Origin of the sequence: Spirillospora sp. NPDC046719 (assembly GCF_040645715.1) — a bacterium.
Lineage (GTDB): Bacteria > Actinomycetota > Actinomycetes > Streptosporangiales > Streptosporangiaceae > Spirillospora.
Genome location: NZ_JBEYYT010000174.1, coordinates 1 through 18012 on the forward strand (window position 1 = coordinate 1; position 18012 = coordinate 18012).

Annotated in this window: 15 protein-coding genes and 1 pseudogene; 12 read left to right on the forward strand and 4 right to left on the reverse strand. The window is 74.9% G+C overall.

The features are described 5' to 3' along the window. Together ABZ914_RS26965 and ABZ914_RS26970 are read right to left on the reverse strand one after the other, a co-directional pair. The coding region (locus ABZ914_RS26965) for a glycerate kinase (RefSeq protein ID WP_500196628.1) at positions 1-678 on the reverse strand (678 nt) is incomplete at its 3' end. Between the two features lie 135 nt (positions 679-813). Continuing rightward, on the reverse strand, positions 814-2259 hold the full coding sequence (locus tag ABZ914_RS26970) for an NCS2 family permease (protein WP_500196629.1): 1446 nt from the start codon (positions 2257-2259) through the stop codon (positions 814-816). A gap of 262 nt (positions 2260-2521) precedes the next feature. On the opposite strand from ABZ914_RS26970, the pseudogene ABZ914_RS26975 reads away from it, so the two are divergent. From ABZ914_RS26975 to ABZ914_RS27020, 10 genes and pseudogenes are all read left to right on the forward strand, one after another. After that, positions 2522-2830: pseudogene (locus ABZ914_RS26975) on the forward strand (PucR family transcriptional regulator); the annotation flags it as partial. 26 nt (positions 2831-2856) lie between these two features. Beyond that, positions 2857-4152 carry a helix-turn-helix domain-containing protein gene (locus ABZ914_RS26980; RefSeq protein WP_500196631.1) on the forward strand — a complete coding sequence of 432 codons (1296 nt, stop codon included), beginning with the start codon at positions 2857-2859 and terminating at the stop codon, positions 4150-4152. A 95-nt stretch (positions 4153-4247) separates the two neighbouring features. Next, positions 4248-5531 carry a DUF5685 family protein gene (locus ABZ914_RS26985; RefSeq protein ID WP_500196632.1) on the forward strand — a complete coding sequence of 428 codons (1284 nt, stop codon included), beginning with the start codon at positions 4248-4250 and terminating at the stop codon, positions 5529-5531. 47 nt (positions 5532-5578) lie between these two features. Beyond that, on the forward strand, positions 5579-7267 hold the full coding sequence (locus ABZ914_RS26990; RefSeq protein WP_500196634.1) for an AMP-binding protein: 1689 nt from the start codon (positions 5579-5581) through the stop codon (positions 7265-7267). Between the two features lie 88 nt (positions 7268-7355). Next, complete coding sequence (locus ABZ914_RS26995; protein WP_500196635.1) at positions 7356-8006, forward strand: copper resistance CopC family protein; 651 nt, start codon at positions 7356-7358, stop codon at positions 8004-8006. A 39-nt stretch (positions 8007-8045) separates the two neighbouring features. After that, positions 8046-10112 carry a bifunctional copper resistance protein CopD/cytochrome c oxidase assembly protein gene (locus ABZ914_RS27000; RefSeq protein ID WP_500196637.1) on the forward strand — a complete coding sequence of 689 codons (2067 nt, stop codon included), beginning with the start codon at positions 8046-8048 and terminating at the stop codon, positions 10110-10112. Positions 10113-10209: 97 nt separating this feature from the next. Continuing rightward, entirely contained in the window at positions 10210-11436 is a 1227-nt protein-coding gene (locus ABZ914_RS27005) for a sensor histidine kinase (RefSeq protein WP_500196638.1), read from the forward strand. A 111-nt stretch (positions 11437-11547) separates the two neighbouring features. Next, on the forward strand, positions 11548-12204 hold the full coding sequence (locus tag ABZ914_RS27010; protein ID WP_500196641.1) for a response regulator: 657 nt from the start codon (positions 11548-11550) through the stop codon (positions 12202-12204). Positions 12205-12221: 17 nt separating this feature from the next. Next, on the forward strand, positions 12222-13160 hold the full coding sequence (locus ABZ914_RS27015; protein ID WP_500196643.1) for a TIGR03621 family F420-dependent LLM class oxidoreductase: 939 nt from the start codon (positions 12222-12224) through the stop codon (positions 13158-13160). Between the two features lie 92 nt (positions 13161-13252). Beyond that, positions 13253-14974, forward strand: a complete 1722-nt coding sequence (locus ABZ914_RS27020) for a class I adenylate-forming enzyme family protein (protein ID WP_500196645.1) — start codon at positions 13253-13255, stop codon at positions 14972-14974. Here ABZ914_RS27020 and ABZ914_RS27025 read toward each other — a convergent pair. Then, entirely contained in the window at positions 14946-15872 is a 927-nt protein-coding gene (locus ABZ914_RS27025) for a TIGR03564 family F420-dependent LLM class oxidoreductase (RefSeq protein ID WP_500196647.1), read from the reverse strand. The two genes, ABZ914_RS27020 and ABZ914_RS27025, sit on opposite strands and share 29 nt — an antisense overlap. Positions 15873-15965: 93 nt before the next feature. Here ABZ914_RS27025 and ABZ914_RS27030 point away from each other — a divergent pair, with 93 nt between their 5' ends. Next, positions 15966-16493 (forward strand): TetR/AcrR family transcriptional regulator, encoded by a 528-nt coding sequence (locus ABZ914_RS27030; RefSeq protein WP_387028828.1) that lies wholly within the window; start codon positions 15966-15968, stop codon positions 16491-16493. 98 nt (positions 16494-16591) lie between these two features. Continuing rightward, entirely contained in the window at positions 16592-17689 is a 1098-nt protein-coding gene (locus ABZ914_RS27035; RefSeq protein WP_500196649.1) for a baeRF3 domain-containing protein, read from the forward strand. On the opposite strand, the gene ABZ914_RS27040 is transcribed toward ABZ914_RS27035, so the two are convergent. Further along, the coding region (locus ABZ914_RS27040; RefSeq protein ID WP_500196651.1) for a hypothetical protein at positions 17683-18012 on the reverse strand (330 nt) is incomplete at its 5' end. The two genes, ABZ914_RS27035 and ABZ914_RS27040, sit on opposite strands and share 7 nt — an antisense overlap.

The window sequence follows — 18012 nt, forward strand, 5'->3', positions numbered from 1 at the left end:
GTCGCGGGTCGGGCCGCGGGGCGGGCCGTCCAGCGCGGCGGCGCCGCCGCGGCCGAGCAGCGGGCCCGCGGAGTCGCCCGCGACGACCACCTCGACGCCCGTCAGGTCGGGCAGGGCGCGAAGGTCCAGCGCGTGCAGCGAGCGCAGCGCCGCCCCGCCGGGCGGCAGGTCCTTGCCGAGCGCGTCCAGCAGCCGCCCGCCGAGCCCCTGGACGAGCCCCGCGCCGCCGTCGGTGCAGGCGCCGCCGCCGAGCCCGAGCACGATCCGCCGCGCGCCGAGCCGCAGCGCGTGCGCCATCAGCTGCCCGGTGCCGAGGCTGGACGCCGTGAGCGGGCTCGGCTTGCCGCCCGGCAGCCGGCGCAGCCCCGACGCCTCCGCCAGCTCCACCACCGCGGTGCGGTCGCGCAGCGCCAGCCGCGCGGTCACCGGCCGGCCGGTCGGCCCGCAGACCTCGACCTCGACGCGGCGCCAGCCCGCCGCGACGGCCGCCTCGACGGTGCCGTCCCCGCCGTCGGCGACGGGCAGCTCGACGAGCGGGACGTCCGGCCGGGCGCGGCGCAGCCCGGCGGCGAGGTGGCGGGCCACCTGCGCGGCGGTCAGCGCGCCGGGGAACCGCCCGGGCGCGAGCAGGACGTGGCCGTGCGCGGGAGGGTCGGGGGGACGGTCCGCGGACACCACAGCCACGCCTTTCACGCCGGGGGGTAGGGCCCTACCTTCTGCTTACGCCATGACGGCACTATTTGACACCCGCAAGCGTGTCCGAGACTTTCAAATGCGCCGACATTCGCGTGAGAATCTCGCGGGCCCCCGCCCCTACTTCACCCCGAGCCACGTCTCGATCGGGTGAATCGCGAAGAACAGCAGGAACAGGAGCACCACGGGCCACAGCCACACCGACACCTCGCGGACCCTGCCGCGGGCCAGCTTGATGATCGCGTAGGTGACCACCCCGCCGCCGATGCCGATGGTGATCGAGTAGGTGAACGGCATCAGCACGATGGTGAGGAACGCCGGGATCGCGATCTCCAGGTCGTCCCACGTCACCTTGGCGACCTGCGTCATCATCAGCGCGCCGACCACCACCAGCGCCGGCGCGGCGGCCTGCGCGGGCACGACCGCGGCGAGCGGGGTGAGGAACAGGGTGAGCGCGAACAGCGCGCCGGTCGCGATGTTGGCCAGGCCGGTCCGGGCGCCCTCGCCGACGCCCGCCGCCGACTCGACGAACACGGTGTTGGCGGACGAGCTGGTCACGCCGCCGAGCGCGGCGGACAGGCCGTCCACCGACAGGATCCGGCCGAGCCGCGGCACCTCGCCCCGCTCGTTGGTGAGGCCGGCCTCGTCGCTGATGCCGAGGATGGTGCCCATCGCGTCGAAGAACCCGGACAGCACCAGGGTGAACAGCACCACCAGCGCCGTGATCACGCCCGCCCGGCCGAACCCGCCGAACAGGTCGACCTTCCCGAACAGCCCGAAGTCGGGCGTGGCGAACACCTTGTGCGGCAGGTCCGGGGTGACCACGCCCCAGCCGCCGTCCGGCACCGACGCGTACGACTGGATGACCACCGCGAGCACGGTGCCGGCGATGATGCTGATCAGGATGGCGCCGGGCACCCTCCGCACGTACAGCACGATCATCAGCAGCAGGGTGAGGCCGAAGACCAGCGCCGGCAGGGTCTCCAGCCGCCCGCCGGTGCCGAGCGACAGCGGCGGGCTGGTCTTGCTCGAGGTGACGAACCCGGAGTCGTACAGCCCGACCAGCGCGATGAACGCGCCGATGCCGACCGCGATGGCGTGCTTGAGCGCCAGCGGGATCGAGTTCATGATCCGCTCGCGGACGCCGGTGAGCGCCAGCAGCACGATGATCACGCCCTCGATCACCACGAGGCCCATCGCCTGCGGCCAGGTCATCACCGGCGCCGCCTGGAAGGCCACCACCGCGTTGATGCCGAGGCCGGCGGCGAGGGCCAGCGGCGCGTTCCCGACCAGGCCCATGATCACCGTGGTGATCGCGGCGGACAGCGCGGTCATCGTGGTCAGCTGCGGGATCGACAGCGTCGCGCCGGTGACGTCCTTGGCCCCGCCGAGGATGATCGGGTTCAGCAGGATGATGTAGGCCATGGCGAAGAACGTGGTGACGCCGCCGCGCAGCTCGCGCGCCACCGTGGTCCGCCGGCCGGTCAGGTCGAACAGCCGGTCCAGCGGCCCGCGCCCGCCGGCCGGCGGTGATGCGTCGGCCCCTGCCGTGTTGATCTTGGACATTCGCGCGTGCTCCGCCTTCACCAGCGTCGTTCCCGGAAAGTGCGAGCACAGGTTAGCCGCCGGGCGGCCCGGCGTCGTCCACCGGTGCGGCCCGTCCCCGCGGGCGAGCCCGGCGGGGCCCGCCGCCGCGCGGCGCCCGGTGCCGGGATGTGGTTCAGGACCAGCGCTGCGTGACGGGAACGGTCCGCTATAGCCTGCCATGGTGCGAATGCGAGACTCGGCGGACGCGCCGGCCCCCGAAGCGCAACGGGACTCCTACGCGGACTCCTACGCGCTGCTGCTGGCCGCCGTCCCGGAGCGGACGCGCTGGTCGTTCCGGGAGCGGATGCTCGGCCCGCTGGAGGAGTACGACAGCAGCAGGCAGGCCGAGCTCCTGCACACCCTGGAGGTGTTCCTGGCCTGCTCGGGGTCGTGGAGCCGGAGCGCGACCCGGCTGCACGTCCATGTGAACACGCTTCGGTACCGAATCCGCCGAATCGAGGACCTCACCGGCCGGGACCTCGGCACACTTGAGGACCGAGTCGACTTCTTCCTCGCCCTGCGCGCGACGCGTCCGGCGAGCACCCTGTAGGCGACCACAAGGAAGAGCGGGGTCACATGGACCGGGAGACACTGGGGCAGCGCATCCGCGCCCTGCGGATCAGGCAGGGCGTGAGCCAGGCGCAGCTGGCCTTCCCCGAGCTGTCCGACAGCTACATCTCGCTGATCGAGAGCGACAAGCGGGTCCCCGCCCCGAGCGTGGTCGACCTGCTCGCCGTGAAGCTGAACTGCTCGGCGACCTACCTCGTCAGCGGCGTCAGCGAGGACGTCGTGGACGAGCTGCGCGTCACCCTGGACTACGCCGAGATCGCGCTGCGCAACGGCGCCGCGGCCGAGGCGCGGGCCCGGTTCGCCGAGGTGCTGGCCAACGCCGACGCCGTCGCGCTGCCGGAGATGCTGCACCAGGCCCGCTGGGGGCACGCCCTCGCGCTGGAGGCGGCGGGCGAGCTGGAGGAGGCGATCGCCGGGCTGCGCGCGCTGACCGAGGAGGCGTCCGCCGAGGCCGACCTCGACCACTGGGCGCGGGTGCACGTCGCGCTGAGCCGCTGCCTGCGCGAGCGCGGCGACATCAGCGCGGGCGTGCAGGCCGCCGAGGGAGCGCTGCGGCACCTCATCGCGACCGGCGCCGACTCCACCGACGCCGCCGTGCACCTCGGCGCGGCGCTGCTGGCCGCCTTCATCGAACGCGGCGACCTCGTTCGCGCCCGGCAGCTCGCCGGTCAGCTGGTCGAGCGGGCCGAGCGGATCGGCAGCGCGCGGGCCCGCACGGTCGCCTACTGGGAGGCCGCGAACGTCGCGCAGATCCGCGGCGAGTACGAGGAGGGCGTCGGGCTCGCCGAGCGGGCGCTGATGCTGGCCGGCGACGGCGAGGACCCGCGCGACCTCAACCGGCTCCGGGTCGTCTACGCGGGGCTGCTGCTGCGCGCCCGGCCCGACCAGGCGGTGCAGGCCCGCGAGCTGCTCGCCCGGGTGAGCGGGGAGATCAACGCCGGCTCCGCCGGGGAGATCGACGTGGCCCGGTGCCTGACCGAGCTGGCCCGCGCGGAGACCGCGCTCGGCCGCCCGGCGGAGGCGGTGCGGCTCGCCGAGGACGCCCTGGAGCTGCTCGGGGACGCGCCGCGCCGGGTCACGGCGGGCGCGCTGACCGTGCTCGGCGAGGCGTGCGTGCGGCTCGGCGACCGCGACCGCGCGGTGGAGGTCCTCACGAGGGCCGCGACGTGCCTGGAGGACATGGAGTCCTCGCGGGAGGCGGCGCAGGCGTGGTTCGACCTCGCCGAGGTGCTCGCCGAGACGGGCACGCGGGAGCCGCGGATGGCCGCCTACCGCCGCGCCCTGACCTGCGTCGGAGTCTGACCGCCACGAATCCCGGATCTTCTGGGGCGAACTGTCCCGGGCGCCGCTGCGTCCGTGAGTCAATGCTGCGAGACGCCTGAAACGGGGAGATATCGGTGTTCGGTGTGGTCCGTCCCTGCAAGCACGCGCTGTGCGGGACGCTCTTCAAGGACTGGATGGCGCACCTGTGCGGGCTGTGCCTGACGCTGCGGGCCGAGCACGGCCAGGCGGCGCGGCTCGTCACCAACTACGACGGGCTGCTCGTCTCGGTGCTGGTGGAGGCGCAGGCGCCGGAGCTGTCGCCGCGCCGCAAGGCCGGGCCCTGCGCGCTGCGCGGGATGAAGACCGCCGAGGTCGTGACCGCGAAGGCGGAGGGCGCGCGGCTGGCGGCGGCCGCGTCGCTGCTGCTCGCCGCCGGGAAGACCCGCGACCACGTCGCGGACGGCGACGGCGCGTACGCGCGCCGGCTGGTCGCCGCCGCCGCGGGCCGGGCCGCCTCCCGCTGGGACGCGGCGGGCGCGCGGACGGGCGCCGCCGTCGGGTTCGACCCGTCGGTGCTGCGCGAGGCCGTCGCCCGGCAGGCCGTGCTGGAGGCCGAGCCGGGCCTGCGGCTGCTCGACCTCACCGAGCCCACCGAGACCGCCGTCGCGGCCGTGTTCGCGCACACCGCGGTCCTCGCCGGCAAGGAGGGCAACGCCGAGACGCTGGCGGAGGCGGGCCGCCACTTCGGCCGCCTCGCGCACCTGATCGACGCCGTCGAGGACGTCGCCGACGACGCGGCGGCGGGCGCGTTCAACCCGCTCCTGGCCACCGGCACGACGCCCGCCGAGGCCCGCAGGTACGCCGACGACGCGCTGCACGGGCTGCGGCTGGCCCTGGCCGACCTGGAGATGGAGCGGCCGCGCCTCGTCCGGGCCCTGCTGGACCGGGAGGTCCGCCGGTCGGTCGACCGGGTCTTCGCCGCCTACCCGCCGGGTCCGGAGCAGCCGCCGTACCGGCCCGGCCAGTACCCGCCGCCCGGCCAGTACCCGCCGCCCGGCGCCCCGTCCCAGCACGGGTACCCGCCCCAGCACGGCGGCGGTCACGGCGACGGCGGCGGCTGGTTCCCGCCGCACGGCGGCGGGGGAGGCGGCGGCGCGAACTTCGGGCACCGGCCGCCGGGCCGCCGCCCGGGATGGCCGATCCCGTGCTTCACCGGGACGGCGGTGTGCCTGACCTGCGGGGTGTTCCAGCCCGACTGGAGCGAGCACCACGGCAAGGACTGCGGGGACCGCTGCTGGTGCACCCGGCATTGCGACGACTGCTGCGACGGCTGCGACTGCTGCAGCGGCTGCGACTGCTGCGACTGCGACTGCTGTGACGGGTGCGACTGCTGTGACTGCGACTGCGGGTGCAATTGATCGTCCGCTCTTGACCAAGCAAAAGCTTGGGTGGCAGTGTCGCGGACGTGGCGAGCCCGACCTTCGCGGACCTTCTGCTGGAACGGGCCGGTGACGGGCACCCCGCGCTCCGGTTCGAGGACGAGACCTACAGCTGGGCGCAGGCCGTGGCGGCCGCCCGGACGCGCGCCGCGCTGCTGCCGGACGCGTGCCCCGAGCCGCCCGGCCGCCCCCGGCACGTCGGGGTGCTGCTGGAGAACGTCCCCGAGTACGTGTTCTGGATCTTCGCCGCGGCGCTCGGCCGCGCCACCGTCGTCGGCGTCAACCCGACCCGGCGCGGTGCCGAGCTGGCCGCCGACGTCCGGCACACCGACTGCGACGTGATCGTCACCGACACCGCCCACCTCCCGCTGCTGGACGCGCTCGGCGAGGAGTTCCCGGCGGACCGGGTCCTCGTCGTCGACTCCGCCGCGTACGAGGCGTCGCTGCGCGCGGCGGCGGGCAGGGCGGCGGACGGGGCGGACCGCGGCGACCCCGGCGCGCGGCCGGACGACCGGCTGCTGCTCCTGTTCACGTCCGGGTCGACCGGCGCGCCGAAGGCGGTCGCCTGCGGGCAGGGACGGCTCGCCGCGATCGCGGAGCGGTCCGCGATGATGGGGATCGAGCGCGACTCCGTCACCTACGTCGCGATGCCGCTGTTCCACGGCAACGCGGTGATGGCCAACCTGGCGATGGCCGTGCACGCGGGCGCCACCGTCGCGCTGCGCCGCCGCTTCTCCGCGTCCGGCTTCCTGCCCGACGTGCGCCGGTTCGGCGTGACCTACTTCAACTACGTCGGGCGCGCCCTCGCCTACATCCTCGCCACCCCCGAGCGTCCCGACGACCGCGACAACACGCTGCGGTGCGCGTTCGGCACGGAGGCGTCCGCCCAGGACATGGCCGGGTTCGCGCGCCGGTTCGGATGCCGGATCATCGAGGGCTACGGCTCCAGCGAGGGCGCGATCTCGCTGCGCAAGACGCCGGACTCGCCGCCCGACGCGCTCGGCGTCGCGCCGCCCGACGTCGAGGTCGCCGTGCTCGACCCCGGCACCGGCCGCGAGTGCCCGCGGGCCCGCTTCGACGCCTCCGGCGCCCTGCTCAACCCCGGCGAGGCCATCGGCGAGCTCGCTGGGATCAACGCCGGCGCCGCCTTCGAGGGCTATTACAAGGACCCGGAGGCCGACGCCGAACGGGTCCGCGGCGGCACGTACTGGAGCGGCGACCTCGGCTACCGCGACGAGGCCGGCTACTTCTACTTCGCCGGGCGCGGCGCCGACCGGCTCCGCGTCGACAGCGAGAACTTCGCCGCCGCGCCGGTCGAGCGGATCCTGTCGCGCTGGCCCGCCGTGGTGATGTGCGCCGTCTACCCCGTCCCGGACCCGCGCACCGGCGACCAGGTGATGGCCGCGCTGGAGCTGCACGACGGCACCGCGTTCGACGCCGACGGGTTCGCCGCCTTCCTGGCCGCGCAGCCCGACCTCGGGACGAAGTGGGCGCCGCGGTTCGTCCGGGTCGTCGGGCAGATGCCGCTGACCGCGACGGGGAAGGTGCACAAGCGGCCGCTCCGCCGCCTCCTGTGGGAACCGGCGGACGGGCAGCGGGTGTGGGTGCGCCCGGGACGCGCCCTGGCCTACGAGCCGCTGACCGCCGGACACGTCGAGGCCCTGCGCGCCGAGTTCGCCGAGCACGGCCGCGATCACGCTTTGGGCACGCTCTGACGGCCTTCCCCCACCCCGGACGTGCCATCGGCGCCGCGTCAGTACGCTAGAAGGGCCCTGATTCCCATCTAGAGAACCCGGCCACCCCATGAGAACCCTCACGACCCGCGGGCCCCTGCGCCGCCTCGGTCTCGTCGCCGTCCTCGCCGCCGCGCTCGGCGCCCTGACCGCGACCCCCGCGCTGGCCCACACCCAGCTGGTGAGCAGCACGCCCGGCAAGGGGGCGTCCGCCGCCTCGGTCACCGAGGTGAAGCTGGTCTTCAGCGACGAGATCAGCAACGCGAAGGTGATCGTCAAGGACGCGCACGGCAAGGCCTTCCAGGCGGGCGCCGCCGAGCACCAGGGCACCACGGTCACGCAGAAGCTGACCGGCGCGCTGCCCGCCGGGTCGTACACGGTCGCCTACCGGGTCGTCGGCGCGGACGGGCACCCCGTCCAGGCCGACGGCCTCACCTTCACCGCGACCGCCGCCGGCGGGGACGGGAGCACCGGCGAGCAGCCGCAGGCGGCGCCCAAGGGCGGCGTGGGCGCGGTCGACCAGACCGGCCCCGCCGCGACCAGCAACGAGCAGCCGCTCAAGATCGACCAGCAGCAGGCCGCCGAGTCCGACTCCGGGTCCGGGTCCGGGATGGTGACCTGGGGCCTGATCGGCGTCGGCGTGCTGCTCGGCATCGGCATCGGCGTGGCCATCGTCTACCGGGCCAAGCGCAAGCACGGGGCGGCCGCCGCGAGTGAGTGACGAACACCAGTGATCGGGGTCTGGCAGTGAGGAACGTCGGTGAGTGAGGGCGGCCTGCGCGTGCTGCGCGCCGCCGCCGCGGCGGTCGCGGCGGGGGCCGCGGTCCTGGTGGCCGCGCTCGTCCTCGGCGGGGCGGTGACCGAGCAGGTCATCCCCGGCATCGGGGACGCCGGCGCCGCCACCCGGTGGGGGCTGCCCGCGTCGCGGACGGCGATGGACCTGCTGTCCGCGCTGACCGTCGGCGCGCTCCTCGCGGGCGCCGCGCTGCTGCCCGTCGAGGGCGGGCGCGACGCGCCGAAGCTGTCCCGGGACTCGGTCGGCTACCTGCGCGCGGCGTCGTGGCTGGCGGCCGGATGGGCCGCCGCCGCGGCGGCCACGCTGGTGTTCACCGTCGCCGACGTGCTCGGCCAGCCGGTCACCGACGTGATCGGCGGCAACGAGCTGAGCAGCTACGTCGGCTCGCTGGAGCAGGGCACCGCGCTGATGATCGTGGTGCTGCTGGCCGTCGTGGTGGCGCTGCTGGCGCGCACCACGACCACCCCGGCCGCCGCGTTCGGGCTGCTGGCCATGGCCGGGATCGCGCTGCTGCCGCCGCCGCTCACCGGGCACTCCGCGTCGGCCGCCAACCACGAGGTCGCCGTCACCGGCGTCGCGCTGCACGTCGCCGCGATCGCGCCGTGGGTCGGCGGCCTCGCGGTCGTCGGCGCGCACGCGCTGCTCGGCCGCGACAAGCTGCCGATCATGGCCGAGCGGTTCAGCCGGATGGCGCTGTGGTGCTACGTCACCGTCGGCGCCAGCGGCATGGTCAACGTGATCTCCCGGCTGCCGGACCCGTCGGAGCTGGTCACCACCGACTACGGGCGGCTCGCCCTCGGCAAGATCATCGCGTTCGCGGCGCTCGGCTGGTTCGGCTGGTGGCACCGCGAGCGGACGATCCCTGCGCTGCACGACCGCAAGCCGCGCGCGTTCGCGCGGCTCGCCGCCGTCGAGGCCGCCGTCATGGCCGCCACCATGGGCCTCGCCGTCGCGCTCGCCCGCACCGCGCCGCCGCCGGAGAGCGGCACCGAGTCGGCGATCAAGACGCAGCTCGGCTTCGACATGCCGCCGCACATCAACCTCGAGCGGCTCGCGACGCTGTGGCACTTCGACCTGTTCTTCGGCGTCCTGGTCGTCGTGCTCGGCGGCCTGTACCTGGCGGGGGTGCTGCGGCTGCGGCGGCGCGGCGACTCCTGGCCGGTCGGACGCACCGTCTCGTGGTTCTTCGGGCTGCTGACGATCGTCATCGTGACCCAGACGGGCGTCTCCCGGTACGCGCCGATCCTGTTCAGCGTGCACATGGCGCAGCACATGGTGCTGAACATGCTGACACCGATCTTCCTGGTGGCCGGCGCGCCGACGACGCTGGCGCTGCGCGCGCTCAAGCCCGCCCGGATCCGCGGCGACCGCGGCCCGCGCGAGTGGCTCACCGCGATGCTGCACAGCCGGTTCGTCCGGTTCGTCGCCCATCCGGCGTTCGCCACGATCCTGTTCATGGGCAGCACGTTCGCGCTGTACTTCACGCCGCTGTTCGAGAAGCTCATGGGCGACCATCTCGGGCACATCGCGATGATGGTGCACTTCCTGGCGTCGGGCTGCCTGTTCTTCTGGGTGCTGCTCGGCATCGACCCGGCGCCGCGCCGGCTGCCGCACCCGATGCGGCTGCTGCTGCTGTTCGTCACCATGCCGTTCCACGCGTTCTTCGGCATCGCGCTGATGAGCCTGAACCAGGCCCTCGCGACCGGCTGGTACAACGCCGTCAACCCGCCGTGGGGCACCACGATCCTGCACGACCAGCACACCGCCGGGTCGATCGCGTGGGCGTTCGGCGAGGTGCCGACCTTCGTCGTCCTGCTGGTGATGGCGTTCCAGTGGTACGCCGACGACCAGCGGCAGGCCCGCCGGATGGACCGCAAGGCCGACCGCGCCGCCGAGCGCACCGCGCGCGGTGAGGCGGGCGCGGAGGAGGACGAGCTCGCCGCCTACAACGCGCGCCTGGCCAAGCTCGCCGAGCGCGACCGGCTCGCGGGCGGGCAGGACCGCAAGGCCGCCCGGCAACCCGAGGCGTGACGCCGCCTCTGACGCGGCGGGCGGCTCCCCCGTGCGGGGGAGCCGTGCCGGTCGCGCGGGGGAGGGGGCGGCGCCGCCGTTCTGCCAGGATCGGGGAGTGGCCGGTGCACTGCATCCGCTGATCGAGCGGACGACCTGGCGGCGCTGGGCCCACCTGGTGGTGGGCGGTGCGCTGCTCATGCCGTACTGGTTCCTCGGCATGACCCTCGCCGCGCTCCTGCCCTTCAACGGGCCGGGCGCGGGGGTGCTGGCGCTGCTGGTGTTCCCGGCGGCCGCCGCGTTCGTCACCGGTCTCGTCCCGTCGGTGCGGCTGCTGGAGAGCTCGCTGGCCAAGGAGCTGCTGCGGGGTCCGGCGGCGGCGCTGGCGCCCGGCCCGGCGGCGACCTGGGAGAGCCGGACGCGGTCCGGCGCGTGGTTCACCCTGCACCTGTTCGCCGGCGTGGTCGTCAGCGGGCTCAGCCTGGCCGTGCCGCCGTTCGCGTTCGTGCTGGTCATGGCGCCGCTGGTGGACTGGGACGAGCGGCTGCTCGGCCGGTGGGCCCGCCCCGGGACGTGGGCGGAGTGGGCGGCGCCGCCGGCCGGGATCGCCGGGGTGGCGGTGCTGCTCGTCCTGATCGTGGCGGGCGGCGTGCTGCTGGCGCGGCTGGCGCCGCGGTTCCTCGGGCCGACCGCCGCGGAGCGGCTCGCGGAGCTGGAGGCGCGGGCGGTCCGGCTCGCCGAGCGCAACCGGCTGGCGCGCGAGCTGCACGACTCGGTGGGGCACGCGCTCAGCGTCGTGACGCTGCAGGCGGGCGCGGCCGGGCGCGTCCTGGACACCGATCCGGAGTTCGCCCGGGAGGCGCTCGGCGCGATCGAGGAGTCGGCGCGCGCCGCGCTGGAGGACCTCGACCACGTGCTCGGACTGCTGCGCGAGGACCGGTCCCGGCCGGCGCCGCAGCCCACGCTGAAGGACCTCGGCCGGGTGCTGGAGCAGACGCGGCTCGCCGGGGTGCGGCTCGACTCGGAGGTGGACCCGCAGGTCGAGCACGTGCCCGCGGCGGTCTCCCGGGAGGCGTACCGGATCGTCCAGGAGGGGCTGACGAACGCGCTGCGGCACGCGGGCAAGGTGCCGGTGCGGCTGCGCCTCGGCGTGTCCGGGGAGCGGCTGGAGATGGAGATGAGCAATCCGCTGGGGGCGCGCGGCGTGGGGTCGGGCCACGGCGGCGGGCGCGGGCTCGGCGGCATCCGCGAGCGCGTCACCGTGCTGCGGGGCGAGATGACGGCCGGGCCGGACGGCGACCGCTGGCGGATGCACGTGTCGCTGCCGCTCGGCCGCGTCTCCTGAGCGGGCGGCGGTGGCCCGTCCCCGGAGCGGCGCGCTCCACTGGACGCGGCCGTTCCATGAGAGAGAGCAGTGCCGCCTGTGCGGGCGGTGCTTCGTGAGAGGGTCCGGGACATGACGATCAAGGTGCTGCTGGTCGACGACGAGCGGCTGATCCGGGCGGGGCTGGCGGCGATCATCAACGCCGAGGACGACCTGGCCGTGGTCGGCGAGGCGTCCGACGGCGCGGAGGTGCCGGACGCGGTGGCGCGGCTCCGCCCGGACGTGATCCTGATGGACGTGCGGATGCCGCGGCTCGACGGGATCCAGGCGACCCGCCACATCCTGGACACCGTCCGCGAGCCCCCGAAGATCATCGTCGTGACGACGTTCGAGAACGACGAGTACGTCTACGACGCGCTGAAGGCGGGTGCGAACGGGTTCCTGCTGAAGCGGACGCGGCCGGAGGAGATCCTGCAGGCGGTCCGGATGGTCGCGCACGGCGACAGCCTGCTGTTCCCGGCCGCGATCCGGGAGCTGGCCGCCGCGCACGGGCCGTCGCCGGCCGGCGGGCGGGCGGCGCGCTGGCACGGCCAGCTGACCGAGCGGGAGGCGGACGTGCTGCGGCTGGTGGCGAAGGGCCGCTCCAACGCCGAGATCGCCGGGGAGCTGTTCGTGAGCCCGCAGACGGTGAAGACGCACGTCGGGAACATCCTCGCCAAGCTCCAGGCGCGGGACCGGACGCAGGCGGTCATCCTCGCCTACGAGACGGGCTTCATCACCCCGGGCTGACCCGGCATGATCGCCTTATGAGGGACTTCCGGTTCGGGTTCAACTTCTTCGACATCGCCTCCCCCGGGGACTTCGTCGAGCGGTGCCGGCGGGGCGAGCGGTACGGCTACGACGTGGCGCAGGTCCCCGACCACCTCGGCTCGCCGGCGCCGTTCCCGACGATGGTCGCGGCGGCGGACGCGACCGAGCGGCTGCGGGTCGGCACGCTGGTGCTGAACGCCGCCTTCTGGAACGCGCACCTGCTGGCCCGCGAGATCGCGACCGCCGACCGGCTCACCGGCGGGCGGGTCGAGGTCGGCCTCGGCGCGGGGCACATGAAGTGGGAGTTCGACGCGGCGGGGATCGCGTGGGAGCCGTTCGCCGCCCGCGTCGAGCGGATGACGGCGCTGATCGAGGAGCTCGGGCGGCTGTTCGGCGGGCCCGACTACGCCGAGCGCAGGCCGGTGGCCGAGCACTTCGGGCTCGCCGACCTCGCGCCGGTGCAGCGCTCGGGGTTCGGCGGCTCCGGCCCGCCGCTGCTGGTCGGCGGCACCGGCGACACGGTGCTGCGGGCCGCCGCCGAGCACGCCGACATCGTGGGGATCGCGGGGATGTACCAGGTCGAGGGCGCGGCGCCGGGGACGTTCCGGATGGGGACGGCCGAGCAGGCGGCCGAGCGGGTCGCGTTCGCCCGCGCGCACGCGGGGGAGCGGGCCGGCGCGATCGAGTGGAACGTGCTCGTCCAGCACGTCGAGGTCACCCCGGACCGGCGGGCCGCGGCCGAGCGGATCCGGGACGCCCGCGTCCCGTACATGAGCGTCGAGGAGGTGCTGGACACGCCGTTCGCGCTCATCGGCACGCACGAGCAGATCGCCGAGCAGCTGCGGGAGCGGCGCGAGCGGTTCGGCTTCTCCCACGTGACGGTGCACGGCCCGTTCCTGGACGAGTTCGGGCCGGTGATCGAGCGGCTGCGCTGACCCGCCGCCCCGACCCGCCGCGTCGGGGCGCCCGGTCCCTCTCCTAGAGTGGTGAACGAGATTCTAGAACGAGCCTCTGGAAAGGGACGACGATGGGCGCGACGTCTTCCGAGACCACCCCGCACTGGTTCGCCGGTGTGCCGCATTCGCTCGACTACCCGGACGTCTCGGTCGGCGCGATCCTCGCGGGCGCCGCGCGGCGCTGGGGCGACCGGACGGCCCTGCACCACGCCGGGCGCGACCTGTCCTTCACCGGGCTGGCGCGCGCGTCCGCCCGGTTCGCGCACGGCCTGATCGAGCGGGGCGTCGGCCGCGGCGACGTCGTCGCGCTGCACCTGCCGAACATCCCGCAGTTCGCCATCGCCTACTACGGGACGCTGCTGGCGGGCGCCACGTTCTCCCCGTGCAACCCGCTGCTGCCACCGGACGAGCTGGCCTTCCAGCTCGCCGACTGCGGCGCGGCGGTGGTCGTCACCCTCGACCTGCTCGCCGGGCCGGTCGCGCAGGTCCTCGACCGGACGAAGGTCAGCACGGTGGTGGTCGCGGGCTCGGGCGGCGGCCCGGCGGACGTGGTCGGCCTGTGCGACGGCGCGTTCGCCGGCCGCGGCGTCGCGTTCGAGGAGGTCGGCGAGGGCCGCCCGGAGGAGTTCCCCGAGGTCGGGATCGACGCCCGCCGCGACCTGGCGCACATCGCCTACACCGGCGGGACGACCGGCCGCTCCAAGGGCGTCATGCTCCCGCACCGCAACGTCGTGGTGAACACGCTGCAGTTCGCCTGCTCCGGGACGGGGTCGGTGCCCGAGCTCGACGGCCACGGCGGGCTGACGCTCCGCTCGACCGCTCCGGAGGGGGAGTACCCGACGCCGCTCGGCGAGGGCGTCATCGTCAGCGTCGCGCCCTGGTTCCACGCGATGGGCACGGTCGGCTACCTGAACTCCCAGTTCATGACCGGGACGACGATCGTGAGCCACCCGCGCCTGGACGTCCCGGCGTTCCTGGCCGACATGGAGCGGTTCCGCGCCACCGCGCTCGGCGGCGCGCCCGCGATGTTCGCCGCGCTGCTGGCCCACCCCTCGTTCGCCGAGCGCGACCTGTCGTCGGTGCGCGGCGTCCGGTCGGGCGCCGCGCCGCTGTCGCACGAGATGATCGCGCGGCTGCGGGCCGCGTTCCCGGACGCGGTGGTCGTCGAGGCGTACGGGCTCAGCGAGGTGACGATGGGCGCCACCGCGAACCCCACGCACCGGTCGGGCGTGCGCAAGACCGGTACCGTCGGCGTCCCGGTCCCGGACGTCCGGGTGAAGATCGTCGCGGCGGACGCCCCGTCCGTGGACGAGGCGACCCCCGCGCTGCCGCCCGGCGCGGAGGGCGAGGTGTGCGTGCACGGCCCGCAGGTCATGACCGGCTACCTGAACCGGCCGGAGGAGACCGCGGCGGTGCTGAGCCCGGACGGCTGGCTGCGCACGGGCGACGTCGGCGTGCTCGACGAGGACGGCTACCTGTCCATCGTCGACCGCAAGAAGGACATGCTGCTCTACAACGGCTACAACGTGTACCCCCGCGAGCTGGAGGAGAAGCTGCTCGCCCACCCCGCCGTCGCGGGCGCCGCCGTGGTCGGCCGCCCCGACCCGAAGGCGGGGGAGCTGCCGACCGCGTTCGTCGTCCGCTCCGGCGAGGTGACCGCGGACGAGCTGCTGGAGCACGTCAACGCCGCCGTCGTGCACTACAAGAGGCTCCGCGAGGTCCGGTTCGTGGACGAGATCCCGGTGTCCGCGGCCGGCAAGGTCCTCAAGCGGGAGTTGCGCGCGTCGCTGTGACGGGCGGCCGGCGCAGCGTCGCGGCGAGCTCCAGCACGGGCGCCGCGTCGCCGCGCGGGCTGATCAGCAGGTCGGTCGCGCCGGCGTCGGCGAAGCGGCGCAGCTCCCGCTCCACGGTCGCCTCGTCGCCGGCGACGACCGTCTCGTGCACGCCGGACAGTCCCTGCCGGTCGAGGATCGCCCGGTAGCCGGGGAACTCCGACGCGGCCGCGAACTGCTCGGCGAGCTGGTTCCGGACGCCGTCGGGGTCGGTGGTGAGCGCGACGACGACGCCGGCCAGCACGCGTGGGGCGGGGCGCCCGGCGGCCTCGGCGGCCCGGGTGATCGAGGGCACGATGTGGTCGGCGATCGTGGCGGCGCCGGTCCAGGTCGTCACGGTCCCGTCGGCGAGCTCGCCGGCGACCCGGAGCATCGCCGGGCCGAGCGCGGAGACGATCACCGGCGGCGGGGTCGCGCCGGGCGCGTCCACCGTGCCCACCGCGGTCAGCGTCTCGCCGCGGTACTCGACGTCCTCGCCGCGCAGCAGCGGGCGCAGCGCCGACAGGTACTCGCGGACGTGCCGCGCGGGCCGCTCGTAGGCGATGCCGTGCCCGCCCTCGATGACCGGCGGGTGGCTCGGCCCGATCCCGAGGGTGAAGCGCCCGCCCGCCATCGCCTGCGCGGTGAGGGCCTGGCTCGCCAGGGCGAGGGGGTGCCGCGGCCAGGTCGGGACGACCGCGGTGCCGACCTCCAGGCCGGGCGTCTCCCGCCCGGCGAGGGCGGCGGCCATGAGGCCGTCCCACGAGGGGACGTGGCCGAAGAAGACGCTGTCGAGCCCCGCGTCGCGCGCCAGGCGGGCCTGGGCGACGACGTCGTCCAGTGGCGCCCCCGCGGCGAGGGCGAACATTCCGATGCGCATGGACCGCTCCTAACCTGAAGCTGATGTTCCGCTTCTGCTTACGGGGACAGAGTAACCTGAACCCGATGTTCCGCTTGACCGGAGGAGGAGACGGTGCGAGCCGACGCCCGGCGCAACCGCGAGCGCATCGTCGCGTCCGCGCTGGACCTGTTCGCCGCGCGGGGATGCGCGGTGAGCATGGACGACATCGCGCGCGCGGCCGGCCTCGGCGTGGGCACGCTGTACCGGCACTTCCCGGACCGGCGCGCCCTCGTCGAGGAGATCGCCGTGTCCGCGCTGGTCCGGTTCCGCGACCGGATCGCCGAGGTCCGGGAGCGGGACGTGCCGCGCTGGGACGTCCTGGCGCTGGCCGTGGAGCACTGCGCCGGCGAGCCGTTCGCGCTGATCAAGTCCCTCGCCGGGGACGGCCCCGCGCCGCCCGAGCGGCTGGAGATCCAGGCGGAGGTGGATTCCCTGCTGGAGAAGCTGGCCGCCGAGGCGCAGGAGGAGGGCGCGGTCCGCAGCGACATCGGCCCGGCGGAGGTGGTCGAGATCATCAGCATGGCCGTCTGCCGCCCCGGCGCCCGCGCCGGCGACCCGGTCACCCGCGTCGTGCTGGACGGCCTGCGCGCCCGCCCGTGACCGGCCCGCGCCGGATCCTCAATCGCCGCTTACGTCTCATTTACCTGCGAGTAGCTACAAAAGAGACAACAGATGCAAGAGGCGACGATCGGGGGATCATGGACGCTTCGACCCTGTCCGAACTGCGCAAACCCCGCCCCTACCCGGCCGTCTCGGTGCTGATGCCGACGCACCGGTCCGCGCCCGGCAACCGGCAGGACCCGATCCGGCTCCGCAACCTGCTCGCCGAGGCCCGCCGCCGGCTGCACGACGACGTCCGGGTGACCGGCGGCACCGCCGACCACGTGGTGCACGCGCTGGAGCGGGCCGCCGCCGAGATCGACCTGCGGCACGCCTCCGACGGCCTCGTGCTGTTCGCGGCGCCCGACGGCGAGCACCACGCGTTCACGATCTCCCAGCCGGTGGACGAGCGCGTCGTCGTCGACACCGGGTTCGCCACCCGCGACCTCGTCGCCGCCTACACCCGCTCGCCCCGGTACTGGCTGCTGTCGCTGTCGGACCAGTGCACCCGGCTCTGGAGCGGGCAGGGCGAGGACCTCGCCGAGCACACCGGCGACGGGTTCCCCATCGTCCCCGAGCCCGCCGAGGAGATCGACGCGGGCAAGATGGCCCGGCGCAGCGCCCGCGACAGCGAGGAGGAACCGCACCGGCGGGCCGCCCGCGACGTCGTCGCCGCCCTCGACCGCGTCCTCGCCCGCGACCGCCGCCCCGTCATCGTCGCCGGCGTCACCCGCCACCAGGCGTTCTTCGACGAGGCGGCCGGCTCGCACATCCGGCCCGCCGGGCGCGTCGACGGCAGCTACGAGGGCGCCGCGCCGAGCACCCTCATCGAGGCGGCCCGCCCCGCCCTGCACGCCTACGAGGACCTCCGGGAGGTCGGGGTGCTCGCCGAGCTGGAGGCGGCGCGCAGCATCCAGCGCTACGCCGGCGGGCTCCCCGAGGTCGCCCGGCTGGTCGAGGAGGGCCGCGGCGAGCACCTCGTCGTCGAGCGCGGCTACTACGCGCCCGCCGTGCGGACCGACGGCGAGCTCGTCCCGGTCGACGGCATGCCGGGCGTCCTCAAGGGCGCGGACGTCGTCGACGACGTCGTGGACGACGTGATCGAGACGGCCCTGGAGTACGGCGGCGAGGTGACGTTCGTCTCCGACGGCTTCCTGGTCGACCACGGCCGCATCGCGCTGGTGACCCGCTACTGATCGCAGGACGGGTCGTGCCAGGCGATCCAGCGGATCGACCACGACCGGTTCGCGTGCGGCACCCAGCCCGCCGGATGCGCGGGCCACGACGCGTCCGGGGACGTCCCGTCCGGCGCCTGCACCAGGACCGTGCACACGCCGGACGCGGGGGCGTCGCGGCGGACGTCGATGCGGCCGATCCTCGTCCACCACACCGGATGGACGAGCATGGTCCGGACCTCCCACCCGACCGACGCGTCCGCGACGACGCCGCCCTTCGGCGCGCCGGGCAGCGGCGGCGCGGGCCGGACGCGGTCCGGGTGCGTCCCGAACAGGAAGGCGAG

What these genes read in the sequence shown, in the direction of transcription:
- ABZ914_RS26970 (WP_500196629.1), bottom strand. Translation starts at nt 2,259, where the DNA reads ATGTCCAAGATCAACACGGCAGGGGCCGACGCATCACCGCCGGCCGGC.
- ABZ914_RS26995 (WP_500196635.1), top strand. Translation starts at nt 7,356, where the DNA reads ATGAGAACCCTCACGACCCGCGGGCCCCTGCGCCGCCTCGGTCTCGTC.
- ABZ914_RS27015 (WP_500196643.1), top strand. Translation starts at nt 12,222, where the DNA reads ATGAGGGACTTCCGGTTCGGGTTCAACTTCTTCGACATCGCCTCCCCC.
- ABZ914_RS27010 (WP_500196641.1), top strand. Translation starts at nt 11,548, where the DNA reads ATGACGATCAAGGTGCTGCTGGTCGACGACGAGCGGCTGATCCGGGCG.
- ABZ914_RS26980 (WP_500196631.1), top strand. Translation starts at nt 2,857, where the DNA reads ATGGACCGGGAGACACTGGGGCAGCGCATCCGCGCCCTGCGGATCAGG.
- ABZ914_RS27020 (WP_500196645.1), top strand. Translation starts at nt 13,253, where the DNA reads ATGGGCGCGACGTCTTCCGAGACCACCCCGCACTGGTTCGCCGGTGTG.
- ABZ914_RS27025 (WP_500196647.1), bottom strand. Translation starts at nt 15,872, where the DNA reads ATGCGCATCGGAATGTTCGCCCTCGCCGCGGGGGCGCCACTGGACGAC.
- ABZ914_RS27035 (WP_500196649.1), top strand. Translation starts at nt 16,592, where the DNA reads ATGGACGCTTCGACCCTGTCCGAACTGCGCAAACCCCGCCCCTACCCG.